21 protein-coding genes are annotated in these 17,225 nt (G+C 64.9%); 12 read left to right on the top strand and 9 right to left on the bottom strand.

Annotated elements, in window-relative coordinates; all coding sequences use genetic code 11:
* The first annotated feature begins 14 nt into the window (after positions 1–14).
* The 12 genes from BLP96_RS11555 to bioA all read left to right on the top strand — a co-directional run bounded on the left by BLP96_RS11555 (position 15) and on the right by bioA (position 6,609).
* A complete protein-coding gene (locus BLP96_RS11555; protein ID WP_089686318.1) occupies positions 15–296 on the top strand; it encodes a hypothetical protein in 282 nt (93 codons plus the stop codon).
* Between the two features lie 64 nt (positions 297–360).
* The gene (locus BLP96_RS11560) at positions 361–645 is read left to right on the top strand and encodes a hypothetical protein (RefSeq protein ID WP_089686320.1); all 285 of its coding nucleotides are present in this window, start codon (positions 361–363) and stop codon (positions 643–645) included.
* A 3-nt stretch (positions 646–648) separates the two neighbouring features.
* Positions 649–1,098 (top strand): hypothetical protein, encoded by a 450-nt coding sequence (locus BLP96_RS11565; RefSeq protein ID WP_089686322.1) that lies wholly within the window; start codon positions 649–651, stop codon positions 1,096–1,098.
* Complete coding sequence (locus BLP96_RS11570) at positions 1,095–1,301, top strand: hypothetical protein (RefSeq protein ID WP_089686324.1); 207 nt, start codon at positions 1,095–1,097, stop codon at positions 1,299–1,301. The genes BLP96_RS11565 and BLP96_RS11570 overlap by 4 nt, the downstream gene beginning before the upstream one ends.
* Positions 1,298–1,549 carry a hypothetical protein gene (locus BLP96_RS11575; protein WP_089686326.1) on the top strand — a complete coding sequence of 84 codons (252 nt, stop codon included), beginning with the start codon at positions 1,298–1,300 and terminating at the stop codon, positions 1,547–1,549. Before BLP96_RS11570 ends, BLP96_RS11575 begins: the two co-directional genes overlap by 4 nt.
* Positions 1,546–1,791: a hypothetical protein gene (locus tag BLP96_RS11580; RefSeq protein ID WP_089686327.1), complete on the top strand. Its 246-nt coding sequence runs from the start codon at positions 1,546–1,548 to the stop codon at positions 1,789–1,791. The genes BLP96_RS11575 and BLP96_RS11580 overlap by 4 nt, the downstream gene beginning before the upstream one ends.
* Entirely contained in the window at positions 1,791–2,834 is a 1,044-nt protein-coding gene (locus BLP96_RS11585) for a dATP/dGTP pyrophosphohydrolase domain-containing protein (protein ID WP_218118606.1), read from the top strand. The genes BLP96_RS11580 and BLP96_RS11585 overlap by 1 nt, the downstream gene beginning before the upstream one ends.
* On the top strand, positions 2,831–3,085 hold the full coding sequence (locus tag BLP96_RS11590) for a hypothetical protein (RefSeq protein WP_089686329.1): 255 nt from the start codon (positions 2,831–2,833) through the stop codon (positions 3,083–3,085). The genes BLP96_RS11585 and BLP96_RS11590 overlap by 4 nt, the downstream gene beginning before the upstream one ends.
* Positions 3,085–3,450, top strand: a complete 366-nt coding sequence (locus BLP96_RS11595) for a hypothetical protein (protein WP_089686331.1) — start codon at positions 3,085–3,087, stop codon at positions 3,448–3,450. Before BLP96_RS11590 ends, BLP96_RS11595 begins: the two co-directional genes overlap by 1 nt.
* Positions 3,447–3,755, top strand: coding sequence for a hypothetical protein (locus BLP96_RS11600; protein WP_089686333.1), 309 nt, complete (start codon positions 3,447–3,449; stop codon positions 3,753–3,755). Before BLP96_RS11595 ends, BLP96_RS11600 begins: the two co-directional genes overlap by 4 nt.
* 134 nt (positions 3,756–3,889) lie before the next feature.
* A complete protein-coding gene (locus BLP96_RS11605) occupies positions 3,890–5,047 on the top strand; it encodes an Arm DNA-binding domain-containing protein (protein WP_089686335.1) in 1,158 nt (385 codons plus the stop codon).
* A gap of 290 nt (positions 5,048–5,337) precedes the next feature.
* Positions 5,338–6,609 carry an adenosylmethionine--8-amino-7-oxononanoate transaminase gene (gene bioA, locus BLP96_RS11610; RefSeq protein ID WP_245682238.1) on the top strand — a complete coding sequence of 424 codons (1,272 nt, stop codon included), beginning with the start codon at positions 5,338–5,340 and terminating at the stop codon, positions 6,607–6,609.
* Positions 6,610–6,676: 67 nt separating this feature from the next.
* Here bioA and lpxC read toward each other — a convergent pair whose 3' ends face one another.
* The 9 genes from lpxC to murD all read right to left on the bottom strand — a co-directional run bounded on the left by lpxC (position 6,677) and on the right by murD (position 17,205).
* Entirely contained in the window at positions 6,677–7,588 is a 912-nt protein-coding gene (gene lpxC / locus BLP96_RS11615; RefSeq protein ID WP_089686339.1) for a UDP-3-O-acyl-N-acetylglucosamine deacetylase, read from the bottom strand.
* A gap of 110 nt (positions 7,589–7,698) precedes the next feature.
* Complete coding sequence (ftsZ, locus tag BLP96_RS11620; RefSeq protein WP_089686341.1) at positions 7,699–8,874, bottom strand: cell division protein FtsZ; 1,176 nt, start codon at positions 8,872–8,874, stop codon at positions 7,699–7,701.
* A 33-nt stretch (positions 8,875–8,907) separates the two neighbouring features.
* A complete protein-coding gene (gene ftsA, locus BLP96_RS11625) occupies positions 8,908–10,194 on the bottom strand; it encodes a cell division protein FtsA (RefSeq protein ID WP_089686343.1) in 1,287 nt (428 codons plus the stop codon).
* A gap of 190 nt (positions 10,195–10,384) precedes the next feature.
* Positions 10,385–11,116, bottom strand: coding sequence for a cell division protein FtsQ/DivIB (locus tag BLP96_RS11630; protein ID WP_089686345.1), 732 nt, complete (start codon positions 11,114–11,116; stop codon positions 10,385–10,387).
* Positions 11,113–12,036, bottom strand: a complete 924-nt coding sequence (locus tag BLP96_RS11635) for a D-alanine--D-alanine ligase (protein WP_089686347.1) — start codon at positions 12,034–12,036, stop codon at positions 11,113–11,115. Before BLP96_RS11635 ends, BLP96_RS11630 begins: the two co-directional genes overlap by 4 nt.
* The gene (gene murC / locus BLP96_RS11640; protein WP_089686349.1) at positions 12,033–13,475 is read right to left on the bottom strand and encodes a UDP-N-acetylmuramate--L-alanine ligase; all 1,443 of its coding nucleotides are present in this window, start codon (positions 13,473–13,475) and stop codon (positions 12,033–12,035) included. Before murC ends, BLP96_RS11635 begins: the two co-directional genes overlap by 4 nt.
* Before the next feature lie 28 nt (positions 13,476–13,503).
* Positions 13,504–14,592: an undecaprenyldiphospho-muramoylpentapeptide beta-N-acetylglucosaminyltransferase gene (murG, locus tag BLP96_RS11645; protein WP_089686351.1), complete on the bottom strand. Its 1,089-nt coding sequence runs from the start codon at positions 14,590–14,592 to the stop codon at positions 13,504–13,506.
* The gene (ftsW, locus tag BLP96_RS11650; RefSeq protein WP_089686353.1) at positions 14,589–15,830 is read right to left on the bottom strand and encodes a putative lipid II flippase FtsW; all 1,242 of its coding nucleotides are present in this window, start codon (positions 15,828–15,830) and stop codon (positions 14,589–14,591) included. Before ftsW ends, murG begins: the two co-directional genes overlap by 4 nt.
* Positions 15,820–17,205, bottom strand: a complete 1,386-nt coding sequence (gene murD, locus BLP96_RS11655; protein ID WP_089686584.1) for a UDP-N-acetylmuramoyl-L-alanine--D-glutamate ligase — start codon at positions 17,203–17,205, stop codon at positions 15,820–15,822. The genes ftsW and murD overlap by 11 nt, the downstream gene beginning before the upstream one ends.
* Positions 17,206–17,225: the final 20 nt, after the last annotated feature.

Consider the following 17,225-nt stretch of genomic DNA (forward strand, 5'->3'; position numbering starts at 1 on the left):
CCAGGAGAACCACCATGTTCGCCAAGATTTTTCAGTCACCGGCCTACGGCCAAATCCTCGTCAAGCTCGACTCTGCTGACGACGACGGCAGCCCAGAGGTTCGCTTCTACGTGAAGCCCAAAAACCTCGGTGTCTGCTCATTCGCTATTGGCTTCAGCGACAGCGACGAAGGCTGGAACGCTGCCGAGCGGGGCTTCGAGAACACCGACTTGAAAAAAGCCGAGCAGGGCATCGCGACGATGTTCGAGGACTTCCCAGTCGCCGTTGAATTCGCTGAGGAAGCCAGCCGCAACTGACAACCGCTCATCGGGAAAACCCTGCGGCCAATGGCGTCGGCCGCGCGACAACCAGGAGAACGACATGCAGTGCGAATGCAGAGCCGAAATCGAAACCGCAATCCGCGATCACGTCGAGAAGACGCTTCCCGAAGGGTTCCAGGACTACGACGCGAAACTTCAGGGATATGGCTTCGCCCTGTCCGGAAGCCAGCTCACGGCGCCCTTCTTCATCGAATACAAGGGCGAAGTGCAAGTGCCGAAGAAAAGCGGCGGCGGCATGAAGAAGCAGAAGATCGACACTCGAATAGCGGCGAAATACTGCCCCTTCTGCGGAAAGGTCGCCCGCCCCGACGAGAAGGAGGCCTGATCCATGCACACCGTCAGCGCACTGATCAGCACCAGTGTCAGCGATGCCCGTACCTCGCTGTCATACGACCTGCAAAGCAACCCGATAGGCACCGCCCACACCGCCCTGCGCCTGCTCGAGCGCCTGAAGGGGAAAGAGGGCCAGGCCCAGCGTCGTCAGCTTGCCGCAACCACCCTTCGCAAGGCGGCCAAGGCCATCGCCGAGGACGAAACCCGAAGCCCCCAAGGCCCGGGCAGCGCGGACATGTACGCCAACCTGCCCGCCGCCGACCTGCGCAACGTCCTTGCCTGTCGGGTCGAGAGCGACCCGGTCAGCGCTGAAACCGAGATGCTCGCCACTCTCGCCGATATTCGCGGCGAAGAAGGCCAAGGAACCCGCCGCAAGATCCTCGTCGGCGCCATCGGCAAGGCCGCCAAGACGCTCGCGCAACAGGAAAAGGAGCCGGAGGCATGAGAGTCAAGATCGGCAACCAATGGCACGACAGCCGCGATGAGCCTATCTGCATCCAGGTATCGGAAGGGGAGCAACTGCAAATCGCTCAAATGGACCGGACGGTAGCCAAGAATGGCAAGTTTGCGGTTTTTCCCGAGGACTGGACCACTCATCAGGCCATCGACTGGATGAGAGATCCCATCGATCCGGAGCCACAGGCATGAGCACCGACCTCGACCGCCTGCGCCGCCTTGGCCACCAGCATCACCTGGCCGAGGTGCTAGAAGCCGCCGACGAGCTCGAGCACCTGCGCCAGGCCTACCAACGCAACGCCCGGTGGCGCGACGTCCTGCTCGGCATGAGCCAGCTCAAGCGCGTCAGCGACCAAACCATAGAAGTCACCTTCCCCAGCTGCCGCATGGCCGGAGTTTTTGAGCAGCTGGTCGACGGAATCGAGGAGATAGCGCCATGAACAACGTCACACCCATCACCGCCGCCGAGAGCGGCCCCTTCCTGCCCGCGTTCCGCTTCGTGGAGTTCAACCCGCGCCGTGCCAGGCGCGGCGCCGAAGCCGCCCGGGTCGAAGTGACCTACGACGAGGGCGATGTCGACTTCCTGTGGATGTCGCCGAGCGACATTCGCAAAAACATCGCCGAGTTCGGAAACCAGGAGGGCCTGAAACAAGCTCTCGAGGCCTATGGGAGGAGTGCGTGATGGCCGTGAACCCAATGGAACGTGAAGGATGCTGGCTCTGCGACGGCTGCGGCGAGGTCGAAACGCACCGTGCGTCAGACGACAAGCCAGAGACCGTTGGCTGTCCGGTGTGTGTCGAGAACGATCAGGCCTGGATGCGAGAAAAGGCGGAAGCAGAGCGAGGCGCCCTGGCAGCCGACAACCGGCACCTTCGGTCGGTGATCCGCAGCATGTCCCAGGTCACCAACCTGGGCGCTGCCATCGAGATCGCCAACCTGGCCCTGCGCGAAGCGCCTGCCGATACGGTCACCGCCTTGGAGCGAGAGCTGGACGAGGCGCAGACGTATATCCGCGAGCTGAAGAGCGCGTGCGACCAGCTCGCAGTCCCAAGCCGCGACCTAGTAGCGCACATGCATCGGCAGGTGGCCTTTTCGCTCGAGACGTTTGGGCCGGGCAGCCGACATCAAGGCGTCATTGATCACATTCGCAAGGAGCTGCGCGAAATCGAGGCGTCGCCAGAAGATCTCGAGGAATGGATTGACGTCGTGTTGCTGGCACTCGACGGCGCCTGGCGCGCCGGCCACTCGCCCGAGCAGGTCGCCGCCGGACTTGATGCGAAGCTGACCAAGAACGAACAGCGAAAGTGGCCAGACTGGCGAACAGCCGACAGGGCCAAGGCAATCGAGCACGACCGCACCGGCCGGGGCCGGGAGGGTTGCACCGCCTGCAACTCCCAGCCAGGCCAGCACCACGCGCCCGAATGCCCCGCCGTCGATGCCTTCGCTGCCGGACGCATCCCTGAAACCAGCCAAGAGCCCTCGGTCGATTTCGGCCATGGCCTGGTGGTGAGAGGCGAAGCCGCTGTTCAGATCGCCCAGGCGATGAGCCGAGAGGAAGAACAACGATTCGCCGCCACAGTCGCCAGGCGCACCGCCTACGAAATCCGCGACCGTATGGTCAGGTGCCTGGATCGGCGGTTCGATGAGATCGCTCTCGAGCTCATCGAAGACATCGCAACCGAGTACGCGCAGGCAGAGAGAGCTACAAAGGAGGCAGCCGGATGATGATCACCCAGCGCGATCGCAACATCACCCTGATCGACCAGAAGCCCCGCCGCACTGGCGGGGCGACACAGCCCACCTTCTGGCAGCGCTGCCGGGACGCCGGCCGCGACCCCAAGCGCATTCGCCACCTGATGGAGACCGAGGGCATGACGCTCGAGCAGGCCCTCGCGGTACCGCCAATGGACCACAGCCAGGTCGGCCGCACCGGCAAGCAGCGCTCCTACTGGCGTCGGCTCGGGGAGGCGGAGTGATGCACACACCACCGTGGCACTTCATCGACGAGCCAACTGGGCAAGTTCGCATCAGCGTCGGGCGGTTCGGCCGCCCGGTCATCCAGTTCGAAGTGCAGCGCACCGCTAAGCGTCCCCATGGCGGCGCTCACCATGACAACGGCCGCCACTGGCGTACCGCCACCCGCCACGATACCGCTCTGCTGGTACGTATGGGCGTGCTCGAGCCAACAGCCAGAGCCGAGGAGCGAGAAAAGACGTTGCGCGACGCCGGCGACAACCTGGTGGCCGCCTATGACAGCCAGATTGGCGACTACAACCAGGTCACCAAGGTCGCTAAGAACGCTTGGCGCCGCGTCGTCACAACAGGAGGTGAGTCGTCATGACCCAGCCCCAGGAACAGGAAGCCCCAAGGGGCGGCCGCCTCGCCCGCCAAGCCGCCATGCTCTGCCAAGATGCGGCGTTCCGCATCTACTTGGACCGCCGCAAGCGCTACAAGCTCGGCATGACGGAAACCGCCCTGCCCGACGGCACCCACAGCGAGCAGGACGCCCGCGACTGGCTCTGTTCCGCCTGCGGCATCGAAAGTCGAGCCGAGCTGGACCACAACCCGCAAGCCGCCGCCACGTTCCGCGCGATTCAGCAACGCTTCGGGCGCTGGCGGTACCGAACCCAACGCCAACCCGCCTGATTCATCGCCGCCCGCCCAGGGCGGCGCGCGCTCGGGCCATAGATAACGGTATAAATGCCGTCAACCTTTCGTGTGCTGTCGTGTTCACTCGTGTTTTTCCGTAGACTGAAGCGCGCTTCTTCCAGGAGGGCGTCATGGCAGGATTCGAGGTTCACCGCGGCAAGCTCCGCGTCTATTTCCAGCACCAGGGCGAGAAGTGCCGCGAGCCGTTCGGGCCGGATACGCCGGAGAACCGCGAGCGCGCCAAGGCCTTCGCCCAGGTACTCGATTACGAGCTCTCATCCGGCACCTTCGACTACGCCCGTCACTTTCCCAACTCCAAGCGCGTGGCCCGCAACACCTTCGGGCACTATCTCGAGGCCTGGCTCAAGAGCAAGGAGCGCGAGGTCGCCGCCTCGTCTATCCGCAGCTACCGAAACAAGGCGCGCAAGCACCTCGAACCCAAATGGGGTCACCGCCAGATCCACGCCATCGAACACGTCGAGATCCGCGACTGGATCGCCGACGAGCTCAACTACCTGGCCAGCAAGACCATCAAAGAGGTGGTGGCCATCTTCTCGCAGGTGATGGAGCTCTACGTTGCCAGCGTGAAGGCGACCTACAACCCGGCCGCCGGCATCGTCGTGCGCCTGCCCGACGCCCAGGATCCCGACCCGTTCACCCTGGCCGAGATCGAGAAGATCACCAGCACGCCAACACATCGACCGCAGCCGATGAACCTGATGCGCTTTGCGTTATGGGATGGTCCGCGGCTCAGCGAGGCGATTGCCCTGTGCTGGGAGGACGTCGAGGATCTCGAGACCGGAATGATCCGCTACCGCCACGCCCTGGTCGAAGGCAGCTGGAAAGTGACAAAAACGAAGCGCTCGAGCCGTCGACACCGGCTGCTGAAGCCGGCCCGCGAGGCGCTGCTCGAGCAGCACGCCATCACTGGGCACCTGGCGCCAATCACTGTGGAGATCCGCGACCGCGACAACCGCACCACCCGCAAGCGCAAGGTTCGGCCGGTATTCCTCAACGACCACGGCCGCCCCTTCTCGGGAGATCTCTCGATCCGTGAGAAATTCTGGCGTGGCCACCTGGAGCGCGCCGGCGTGAGGTATCGAGGCCCCGGCAACGCCCGGCACACGTTCATCAGCCAGATGCTCTCCACCGGACTGGTCCCCATCCACTGGATCGCCGACCACGTCGGGCACAGCAGCATCCAGATGATCCAGCAGCGCTACGGCAAGTGGATCCACGCGGACGGCCCGGACATCCACCAGGCTGTCGAGAAGCTGCTCGACCTGTAGCCAGTCCCCAACTCAGTCCCCAGACGCAACAAGCCCAACGTTATGAAATCACAACGCATTGATTCAACTATAGAAACTGAGCGGATAGCACGAGGGTTCAAGTCTCCCCATCCGCACCATTCGATCGTCCCCCGAATGCCCTTGACGCACTGCCGTCCTCTCGTAGCCCACGGCGTTGTCGCGTATCTGTCTCCCCGCCTCGTGCCGTCTTTCCTGCCCGTAGTATCCAGGAGGCTTCGATGAACTCGTCCGCCCGGAATCCCTCTGCCATGGAGCCTCACTCTTCATCCATGGGGCATCTCTCGCCCATCTGGCACCCCTATGCCCACCTGAAGACCCAGCGGCCGGCGCCCAAGGTAGTCGGTGGCGAGGGGCCTTACTTCCAACTCGACAGCGGCGAATGGCTGCTCGACGCCACCTGCTCCTGGTGGTGCATGATCCACGGCTACCGCCATCCGCGTCTGGTGCACGCCATACAGCGGCAAGCCGACGAGCTCTGCCACGTCATGCTCGGCGGACTGAGCCACGAGCCCGCCGACCGCCTGGCCCGGGAGCTGGTGAGGATCACCCCCGACGGGCTGAACCACGTCTTCTACTCCGACAGCGGTTCCGTGGGCATGGAGGTCGCCATGAAGATGGCGGTGCAGTATCACCAGTTGCGCGGCAGATCCGGCAAACACCGTTTGCTGTCATTGATGAAGGCCTACCACGGCGACACCGCCGGCTGCATGGCGGTGTGCGATCCCGAAGAGGGCATGCACGCGCTTTTCGCCGGCTATCTGCCACGCCACCGCTTCGCCCCGGCGCCCAGCGCGCCCTTCGATGCCGAGCCGGCGGCCGTAGCGGCGGATCTGGCGGCCCTGCGCAAGGTGCTGGAGACACACCATGGGGAGATCGCCGCGTTGCTGATGGAACCCCTTCTGCAGGCTGCCGGCGGGCTCAACATGACCTCGCCCCACTATCTGCAGGGAGCGCGACGTCTCTGCGACGAGTTCGACGTGCTGCTGGTATTCGACGAGGTGGCCACGGGTTTCGGCCGCACTGGCAAGATGTTCGCCAGCGACCATGCCGATGTCACCCCCGACATCCTGGTGCTCTCCAAGGGACTCACCGGCGGCTATCTCGGCCATGCGGCCACGTTGGCCACGGACCGGGTGCACGATGCCTTCATCGGCGACAGCCCCGATCACGCCTTCATGCATGGGCCGACCTTCATGGGCAACCCGCTAGCCTGCCGGGTGGCCCTGGAGAGCCTGGCAGTGTTCGAGGAGGAGGATTACCTGGGCAGGATCGCTGCGCTCAATCGCGTGCTCAGCCATGAGTTGCTGGAAGACACGGACCTGCGCGCGCATCCGGCGGTGGTCGATGTGCGAGTGCTCGGCGCCACCGCCGTGATCGAGACCCGAGCGGCCGAGGAACTCACCGGCGTGGGCGACTGGGCGCGCAGCCAGGGCGTGTGGCTTCGCCCCATCGGCCGCTGGCTGTACACCATGCCGGCCTATGTCACCTCGCCCGAAGAACTGCGCAGCATTACCGACACGATGAAAGCCTGGTTTCGCTGAGCCACTACACGACCGACGCCCCGCAAGCGGGGCGTCGAGAGGAGCTTGAAGACACGCTGGCAGGGCGTCAGGCCATGGCAGGCGCCGCATAAGAGATGGGAGCCAACTGGCGCTCGTTCTCGAAGGTCACGATCTCATAGGCATCGGGCTGATCGAGCAGGGCCCGGCACAGTTGATTGTTGAGAGCATGCCCCGACTTGATGCCACGGAATTCCCCGATCAGGCTGTAGCCGAGCTGATACAGATCGCCGATGGCATCGAGCACCTTGTGCTTGACGAATTCGTCGTCGTACCGCAAGCCACCTTCGTTCACGATACGGTAATCGTCGACCACGATGGCATTGTCCAGGCTGCCACCCAATGCCAGGTTGTTGGCCCGCAGATACTCGAGGTCGCGCATGAAGCCGAAAGTGCGTGCCCGCGCGACTTCCTTGACGAAGGACGTGGTCGAGAAATCCACAACGGCCGTCTGCTTCTGCTCTTCGAACACGGGATGGTCGAAGTCGATCGTAAAGGAAACCTTGAACCCCTGATGGGGCAGGAACCTGGCCTCCTTGTCCTCGTCTCGCACCACCACCTCACGCTTGATGCGGATGAACTGCTTCGGCGCAGCCTGCTCGGCAATGCCAGCCGACTGGATCAGGAACACGAAGGGAGCTGCGCTGCCATCCATGATCGGCACTTCCGGCGCACTGACGTCCACGTAGGCATTGTCGATGCCGAGCCCGGCAAGGGCCGACATCAAGTGCTCCACCGTCGCGACCTTGACCCCATCACGGGACAACGCCGTGCATAGCGTGGTATCGGTCACCAGGGCCGCGTCCGCCGGCAACTGGACTTCGGGCTCGAGGTCGGTGCGCACGAAGACGATGCCAGTGTTGACCGGTGCCGGCCGCAGCGCCAGATAGACCTTCTTGCCGGAATGTAGGCCGACGCCGGTGGCACGGATGATGTTTTGCAGGGTGCGTTGTCTGATCATGGGCAGAAGCCAGGCCGTTGTAAGTTATCAAACGCCGTTCACTATAACACCGAACGCGCGTTTCAACAAAAAAACATCGCCTGGCCCGCCTAATCGAACGATAGTCGCCCTCAATCGGCCTGTCGCCGCAGGAAGGCCGGGATGTCGAGATAGTCATCGAGCTCCTGTGGCGAGCGGCGCTTTTCGGCCTGCGGCTTGGGAGCCTCCTGAGGTTCGGCCTTGGCTGCCGTCGCCTGCTGGCGCATCGCCGCGGGTTGCGGCTGGGGCTTGCGGTAGTCGCGCCCCTCGACGCGCTGGGTGGATTCACGCCCGGTCGCCTTTTGCTGACGCCCCTCGAGGCCCGCCGCCACGACGGTGACCCGCAGTTCGTCGGTCATCTCCATGTCGATGGAAGTGCCGACCACGATGGTCGCATCCTGTGACGCAAACTCCTGAACGGTGGCACCCACGTCATTGAACTCGCCGATGGAAAGATCCGGGCCGGCAGTGATGTTGACCAGGATGCCGCGCGCGCCGTGCAGGTCGATGTCTTCCAGAAGCGGGCTACGGATGGCCTTCTCGGCCGCCTCCCGGGCACGATTCTCGCCAGTGGCACCGCCTGTTCCCATCATCGCCATGCCCATCTCGGACATCACGGTACGCACGTCGGCAAAGTCGACGTTGATGATGCCTGGGCTGGTGATCAGTTCGGCGATGCCCTGGACGGCACCGAGCAGCACGTCGTTGGCAGCGCTGAAGGCATTGAGCAGACTGGCGTTCTTGCCCAGTACCGATAGCAGCTTCTCGTTGGGAATGGTGATCAGGGAGTCGACGTGCTCGGAGAGCTCCTTCATGCCCTCTTCGGCCACGCGCATGCGCTTGGGGCCTTCGAACGGGAACGGTCGCGTGACCACTGCGACGGTGAGAATCCCCAGCTCCTTGGCCACTTGAGCCACCACCGGGGCGCCGCCCGTGCCGGTGCCGCCGCCCATGCCGGCGGTGATGAACACCATGTCGGCACCGCTGATCAGTTCGGCGATGCGTTCGCGATCCTCCATCGCCGCCTGACGCCCCACGTCGGGATTGGCGCCAGCGCCAAGTCCCTTGGTGATGTCGTTGCCGAGCTGAAGGACGGTCTTGGCCGCCACGCGCTTGAGCGCCTGGGCATCGGTGTTGGCGCAGATGAACTCGACGCCTTCGATGCAACTTTCGACCATGTGATTGACGGCATTGCCACCGCCACCGCCCACGCCGACTACCTTGATGACCGCACTGCTCGAGGGTGCGCTATCTACCAGTTCGAACATAAGCCCCGTCTCCTGGACCGCGCCGCGGCCCTGTCAGAAATTTCCTTTCAACCAGCCCTTGATCTTTGCCAGCGCCGGAATCCCTTCCTTCGTGCCACGCCGGGAGACGTCTTCACGCCTGGGTTGCGCCGTCACCACCCTGCCCTGGCGGCCTGCCCCGTGCCGACCCTCTTGCTGTAAGGCGTAATGTAGCAAACCGACGCCGGTGGAATAAATCGGGTTGCGCACCACGTCGGCCAGCCCACGCACGTTGTGCGGCGAAGCGATGCGGACGGGCATGTGGAAAATCTCCTCCGCCAGCTCCACCACCCCTTCCATGCGTGAAGTGCCACCGGTCAGGACGACACCGGCAGCGACCAGATCCTCGAAGCCGCTGCGCCGGAGCTCATCGCGGATCAACGTGAACAGTTCCTCGTAGCGCGGCTCGACCACCTCGGCCAGGGCCTGGCGAGACAGATCGCGGGCCGGCCGGTCGCCGACGCTCGGCACTTTGATCATTTCATCGCTGGCAGCGAGCTGAGTCAGCGCGCAAGCGTACTTGACCTTGATCTCTTCGGCGTACTGGGTCGGCGTGCGCAGCGCCATGGCAATGTCGTTGGTGACCTGATCGCCGGCAATGGGGATCACTGCCGTATGGCGGATCGCCCCCTCGGTGAAGACGGCAATGTCGGTGGTCCCTCCGCCGATGTCCACCATGCAAACGCCCAGCTCGCGTTCGTCTTCGGTGAGTACCGACATGCTCGAAGCGAGCTGCTCCAGGATGACCGCATCGACTTCCAGACCACAGCGCCGCACGCACTTATCGATGTTCTGCACGGCATTGAGCGCCGCAGTCACCAGATGGACACGCGCCTCGAGACGCACGCCCGACATGCCCAGCGGCTCGCGTATCCCACCCTGGGTATCGATGGAAAACTCCTGAGGAAGCACGTGCAATACGCGCTGTCCTTCCGAGATGGCCCTGGCGCGCGCCGAGTCGATGACGCGCTCGATGTCGGAGGGAGTGACTTCTCGGTCCTTGATGGCCACGACGCCATCGGAATTCATGGAACTGATATGGCTGCCCGCCACGCCGACATAGACGGAATGGATATCGCACCCGGCCATCAGTTCGGCTTCTTCAACGGCACGCTGGATCGATTGCACGGTCGATTCGATGTTGATCACCACGCCCTTCTTCATGCCGCGCGAGGGGTGGGAGCCGATGCCGGCAATCTCGATACCGCCATCATCGGTCGGTTGGCCCACGATAGCCACCACCTTGGATGTTCCGATATCCAGCCCGACTACCATGTTGGATGCGTTGGAGGTAACTGCCATGTGCCGGGGACACTCCTAGAACTTGACCCGCAGGGGATTTCCATTATCGCTGAAATGACCATTAGGTCCATTATAGAAACAACAGACGTTAAATCACCAGCCCAATGCTAAAAAGAGCCATCACGATACGGGGAAATCTCGCTAAAAGAAACACCCGAACCCGCCGTCTGGCGGGGCGATCCGGGAAAAATCACTCCCTTTCGCGTGAAGGAAGCATCGCCCGATCGCTATCCGTTTCGCCGTGCCAGGCTACCGCAACCCCGTTGGGATAGCGCAGGTCGATGTAGCGAATTTGCGACATCGCGCTTCCCAGCTGCCGCCGCCAAGCAGCGGCGAGTCGTCCCAGTCTGGCATCGCGATCATTACGGCCCAGCATCACCCAGATCCGATCATCGAGCTGAAGACGCCAGGCCCCGCGTTCTTCGAGACGCAGTTGGCTGATACTCAACCCCAGCTCGGAAAAGCGTCCGCTCAGGCGTTCATGATAGGCCAAAACCTCGGCGCTGCTTCCGCTCGGTCCGGCTAGGTCAGGCAGGTCTGCAGCAGGAACTACCGGCTCGGGGTCGAACGGTTCGCCCTGGGGGTTGAGCAGGAGGTCGTCGTTCCATCGCGCCACCGGCTGCTGTTCGACCAATTCGAAGGCCAGCCCATAGGGCCACTCTCGCGACACCCGCACCTCGGCGAGCCAGCCGATCTCACGGGCCTGCCGCCGCAGCTCGGGCAGGGAAATCGACAGCCAGGTTCGGTCATCGACCAGCGGTGCCAATTGACGGCGCAGATAGTCGGCGGTGACATGGGTCAACTCGCCGCGGATCGAGACTCGCTCGATGGGGCGGTCGAGCCATAGCCACAGCGCACGCCCACCGGCGCCCAGCACCAGCAGCAACAGCACCACGCCCAGCAGCGAACCTCGCAATCTCATCGATCCGGCAAACCCAGGGTGGTATCCAGGATGCGCAGGACCAGCGCATCGAAATCGAGCCCGGCATGGGCCGCCGCTTGGGGCACCAGGCTATGGTCGGTCATGCCCGGCACGGTATTGACCTCCAGCAGCCAGAAGCCGCCCCGTGCATCGCGCATCACATCGACCCGCCCCCAGCCCTGTCCACCGATGGCCTCGAAGGCGTCGCGGCACAGCGCTCCCAAGGCCGCTTCATCGGTCGCCGACAGCCCACAGGGCAGATGGTAGAGCGTATCGTTGGAGACGTACTTGGCCTCGTAGTCGTAGAAGCCACCGGGCACTTCGACGCGTATGGCCGGCAGGATGACGTCACCGAGCAACGACACGGTGTATTCCTCGCCAACAATGAAACGCTCGGCCATCACCCGCGCATCGAAACGTGCCGCTTCCCGGTAGGCGGCGGCCAACGCATCGCGGCCATCGACGATGCTGATACCCAGCGTCGACCCCTCATGCACCGGCTTGACGATCAGCGGCAAACCGAGCTCGGCCACCACGCCATCCCAGTCGGCGTCGGCCTCGAGCAACCGCGATGCCGGGGTGGGCAGTCCCAATGCCTGCCAGACGAACTTGGTGCGCTGCTTGTCCATGCCCAGCGCCGAGGCCAGCACCCCGCTTCCGGTGTAGGGAATGCCCAACAGTTCCAGAGCGCCCTGCAAGGTACCGTCCTCGCCGCCACGGCCGTGCAGGGCGACGAAGACTCGATCCGGGGCCAGGGCTTCCAGGCCGGACAGCCCCCCTTCCGCGGGATCGTAACCGATGGCGTCGATGCCCTGACGTTCGAGCGCCGCCAGCACCGCCCCACCACTCTTCAACGACACTTCGCGCTCCGCCGAGCTACCCCCGTAGAGGACGGCGACGCGTCCATAGATTGCTGTCATGGCGTCACCTCACCGAACTGTAGGCGGCTTTCCGCCAGCCATTGAGAGATGCCCCCCACGTCACCGGCGCCCTGAGTGATCAGGATATCGCCATCCCGCAACACCCGCGCCAGCAATGCCGGCAACTCCGACGTGTCCTGCACGAAGAGCGGATCGACCCCTCCACGCTGTCGGATCGACCCGGCCAATGCTCGCGCGTCCGCACCGGGAATCGGCGCCTCGCCAGCACTGTAGACGTCCAACAGCAACAGGGTGTCGACCTCGGAGAGCACCTGAACGAAATCCTCGTACAAATCGCGCGTTCGCGTGAAGCGATGTGGCTGATAGAGCATCACCAGGCGCCGCTGGGGCCAGCCGGCACGCACAGCACGGATGACCATGGCCACCTCGCGCGGATGGTGGCCATAGTCGTCGACCAGCATCACCTCGCCCTCGCCGGTCGGTGGCGCGAAGTGGCCGTGCACCTGAAAGCGCCTTCCCACTCCGGCAAAGCCCGCCAAGCCACGCTGGATGGCCTCATCGTCGACACCGGCATCGCTGGCAATGGCGATCGCCGCCAGCGCGTTGAGGGCATTGTGCCGCCCCGGCATGGACAGGCGCACCGGCAACGGCGCCAGGTCGTCGGGGCGCTCGGCGGTGAAGCGGATCTCGCCGCCCTGCTGGACGAAATCGCTGATACGGTAGTCGGCATCTTCGCTGAAGCCGTAGGTAACGAACTGCCGATGCAGCCGCTCGCGAAGGCCGCGCACTTGATCATCGTCGATGCACAGGATCGCCAGGCCATAGAACGGCAGGTTGTGCAGGAACTCGATGAAGGTGCCTTTCAGGCGTTCGAAGTCGCCGCCGTAGGTGCTCATGTGGTCGGCATCGATGTTGGTGACCACCGCCACCATGGGTTGCAGGTGCAGAAAAGAGGCATCCGATTCGTCGGCCTCCGCCACCAGGTAGTCGCCCTCGCCCAGGCGCGCATTGGCACCGGCGCTGGTCAGCTTGCCGCCGATCACGAAGGTCGGGTCGAGACCGCCCTCGCCAAGCAGGGTGGCGGTAAGGCTGGTGGTGGTCGTCTTGCCGTGCGTGCCGGCCACGGCGATGCCGTGGCGGAAGCGCATCAGCTCGGCGAGCATCTCGGCTCGCCGAACCACCGGCACGCGGTGATCGTGGGCCCAGCGAATCTCGGGGTTGGTATCGTCCACCGCCGTCGAGACCACCACCACATCGGCATCCACTACGTTCTCGGCGGCATGACCGATGGCCACCGGAATGCCCAGTCCGGTGAGTCGCGCCACCACGGGCGAGGCCTTGATGTCGCTGCCGCTGACGCGATAGCCCTCGTTGGCGAGCACTTCGGCGATGCCGCACATGCCGGCGCCGCCAATGCCCACGAAATGAATGCGCCGGATGCGACGCATGCCCATGCCACGCCCGCGATGGGGCGGCATGCTCCGTTCGGGAATCGGTCCCGGAGTACTATCGCTCAAGACCAGTCTCCATGCAGCCGGCCACCAGGCGCTCCACCGCATCGAGGTGGGCGCCGCCGCGCGCGTGCACGGCCATGGTGGCGAGAGTGTCGGGGTCGAGCAGCGTCGCCAGGCGCTCTGCCAGCGCCGCTGCCGTCATATCGGATTGCGCCATCAGCGCCGCGCCGCCGGCTTGAACCAGCGCCTGCGCGTTGGCCGTCTGGTGATCGTCGACGGCATGGGGGAAAGGCACGAACAGCGCCGGCTTGGCGGCAGCGGCGAGCTCCGCCACGGTCAGCGCGCCGGCGCGGCACACCACCAGGTCCGCCCAGTCGTAGGCCGCCGCCATGTCGTCGATGAAAGCGGTGACTTTCGCCTCGACGCCCTGCGCACGATAGTGCTCGCTCGTCGCCGCCTCCTTGTCCCGCCCGGCCTGGTGGCGAACCTCGGGTCGCTCGGCCACGGGCAGGCGGGCCAATGCCTCCGGTACACGCTGATTGAGCGCCAGCGCTCCCAGCGAGCCGCCCACCACCAGCAGCCGCAGGCGTCGCCCAGCCATGGCGTCCGCAGCCCTCGGCGACTCTCCCAGCGCAGCGATCTCCGTGCGCACTGGGTTGCCGATCACCTCGCCGCGCCCGCCGAACGCCTGGGGGAAAGCGACGTACACGCGTCGTGCCAGCCGTGCCAGCACGCGGTTGGTGAGGCCGGCCACGGCATTCTGTTCATGGATCACCAGAGGACGACGTAGCAGCCAGGCGGCCAGACCACCGGGGCCGCTGGCAAAGCCCCCCAGCCCCACCACCAGTGCCGGATCGAGTCGACGAATGATGCTGACCGCCTGCCAGACCGCCCGCGTGAGGTTGAAGGGAGCCAGCAGCCACCCCGTCAGGCCGTTGCCGCGCAGTCCGCTCACCGCAATGCGATGCAGCGGTATCTTCGCCTCGGGCACCAGACGGTTCTCGAGGCCGCGAGGGCTGCCCAGCCAGTGTACCTCGATGCCGCGCTCGGCCAACCCATGGGCCAGCGACAGCGCCGGGACCACATGACCGCCGGTGCCACCGGCCATGATCAGAATGCGCTGAGATGACGAAGCGGTCATGAACGGACTCCTGGGTTGCGAGCGGGCGGGTGACGAGGGGCCGTGGGTCGCGACCGTTTGACGGCGACACGCGTTTCGATGTCAGCCCGCAGCAACATCGCCATCATCGCCGCGCTCACCAGCAGGCTGGAGCCGCCATAGCTCAGTAGAGGCAAGGTCAACCCCTTGGTGGGCAACATGCCCGTGCTCACCGCAATGTTGATGAACGCCTGCGCGGCGATCACGAAGGCAATGCCATAGCTCATGTAGGCGGCAAAGGCCAGACCGGCCAATTCCGCACGCCGTCCCACCGCCAGGGCGCGCACGATGAGCAATGCAAAGAGCCCGAGCACGGCGATGGCGCCGATCAACCCGAGCTCCTCGGCCAGCACGGCAAACACGAAATCGGTGTGCGCTTCGGGCAGGTAGTAGAGTTTCTGTACGCTGTTGCCAAGCCCGGTACCCAGCCAGTGACCTCGGCCGAAGGCGATCAACGCCTGGGTCAACTGATAGCCGCTGGCGAACTGGTCCGCCCAGGGGTCAACGAAGCTGGTCAAGCGGGCCAGTCGATAGGGCTCGGCAATGGCGGCATAGAATCCCAGCAGGCCAGCCCCGCCAAGGATGAGGATGAATCGGCCCCAAGGCGCGCCGGCCATCAGCAGCATGCCCATCGAGCAACCGGTGATCACCACCACTGCCCCATAGTCGGGCTCGAGGATCAGCAATACGCCGAAAACGCCGACCACCAGCAGCGGACGCAGAAAGGCTCCCCACTGGCGACGCACGTCGGGCAGGAAGCGCTCCAGGTAACCGGCCAGATAGACGATCAGGCACAGCTTGGCGACCTCCGAGGCCTGCAGGTTCAGGGGAAAGCCAGGAATCGATATCCAACGTCGACTGCCGTTCACCTCACGACCCACGACGAGTACCGCCAGCAGCAGAACGACGCCGACCAGCAGCAGAAGCGGACCGTTGGCACGCCACCAGGCCAGCGGCACGCGCAGGATCAGGGCGGCAACGACCAGCGCTACCACCAGGAAGGCAGCATGCCGTTGACTGATGTGATAAGGGTTGCCGGTAAGTCCTGCGGCCACTTCGGTGGAAGCCGAAGTGACCATCACCCAGCCAATCGACATCAGTGCCAATACCGCCAGCAACAACCAGCCATCGCAGGGCTGGTTCCGTGTCGAGAGCCGCTCGCGCAGCCAGCGCCAGCGTCGACCGCCTCGCCCCTTGGAATGACTGCGCTCAGCCGCCATGCGTCATCTCCCGCCGTTGCCGTTCGAGCCAGTCGCGGAAGGCTTCGCCGCGGGCCTGGTAATCGGCGAACTGATCCTGGCTGGCGCAGGCCGGCGATAGCAGCACGCAGTCGCCAGGCTCGGCGATGTCTCGCGCCCTCTCCATGGCAGCTGCGAGGTCGGCGACGCGGGTCACCGTCACTCGTTCATGGAGAGCCTCCTCCAGACGTTCGGCGTCGGCACCGAAAAGAATCGCCTCGCGCCCGTAACGCGCCAGCGGCTCGCCAAGCGGCGCAAAATCGGCACCCTTGCCGATCCCGCCGGCGAGCAGTATCAGGCGCCCCTCCAACGTCGGCCCCAGCCCGGCGATGGCCGCCAGCGTGGCCCCCACGTTGGTACCCTTGGAGTCGTTGATCCAGCGCACGCCATCGCACATCGCCACCGTCTCGCCGCGGTGCGGCAGGCCAGGAAACCGCTCGAGCACTGCGGTCATGACGCCGAGCGGCAGCCCCAGCCGCGTGCCCATGGCGAGTGCCGCCAAGGCATTGGCCTGATTGTGCCGCCCCGCCAGGCGCAGCGCCCGCGCAGGCATCAACGGCACTTCGTCATGCATCAGCCAGTCTTCGCCGTCGCGCCGAGCGATGCCCCACTCCCCCGGACCCGGGGTGACGGAGGTGAAGCGATCCATGGCGGGCAACGACGTCTCGGGCCAGGTGAGCGGATCCTCGGCGTTGACCACGGCGTGACGTGCACCGCGAAAGATGGCGCGCTTGGCGTCACGGTAGCCGAGCATGTCGCCATGGCGATCGAGGTGGTCCTCGGAAAGGTTGAGGAAGGCCACCGTTTCGGCACCCAGCCAGGGCGTCGTTTCGAGCTGGAAGCTGGAAAGCTCGAGTACGTAGAGCTCCGCATCGGGCTGATCGGCCAATAGATCGAGCGCCGGCGTACCCAGGTTGCCTCCCACCGCCACGCGCACGCCTGCCTCTCGTGCCATCTCGCCGAGCAGAGTGGTGACGGTGGACTTGGCATTGGAACCGGTGATGGCGGCAACCGGCGCCGTGCAGGCACGCGCGAAAAGCGCGATCTCGCCCACCAGGCGCGTCTCTCCGGTGGCCGGGCGCCGCTGCGTGGCCAGCCTCTCGAGTCCTGGCGTCGCCGGGTCGACTCCGGGGCTCAGCACCACTTCCTCGACCCGGGAAAGGTCGAGCGACGTCAATGGACCGCAGTGAACCGCAACCCCGGGATGGGCCTCACGAAACACCGCCAGCCCCGGCGGTTCCCGACGCGTGTCGGCGACCACGAAGGGCACGCCGCGGCGCGCCAGGTGGCGACAGATGGCCTGGCCGGACATTCCCAGGCCCACCACCAGGGTGACGCCCTCGGGTATCGCGACCATGCCTCCTGCCTCGTTCGAGC

Source organism: Billgrantia gudaonensis (assembly GCF_900100195.1).
In the GTDB taxonomy this organism is placed as follows: domain Bacteria; phylum Pseudomonadota; class Gammaproteobacteria; order Pseudomonadales; family Halomonadaceae; genus Halomonas; species Halomonas gudaonensis.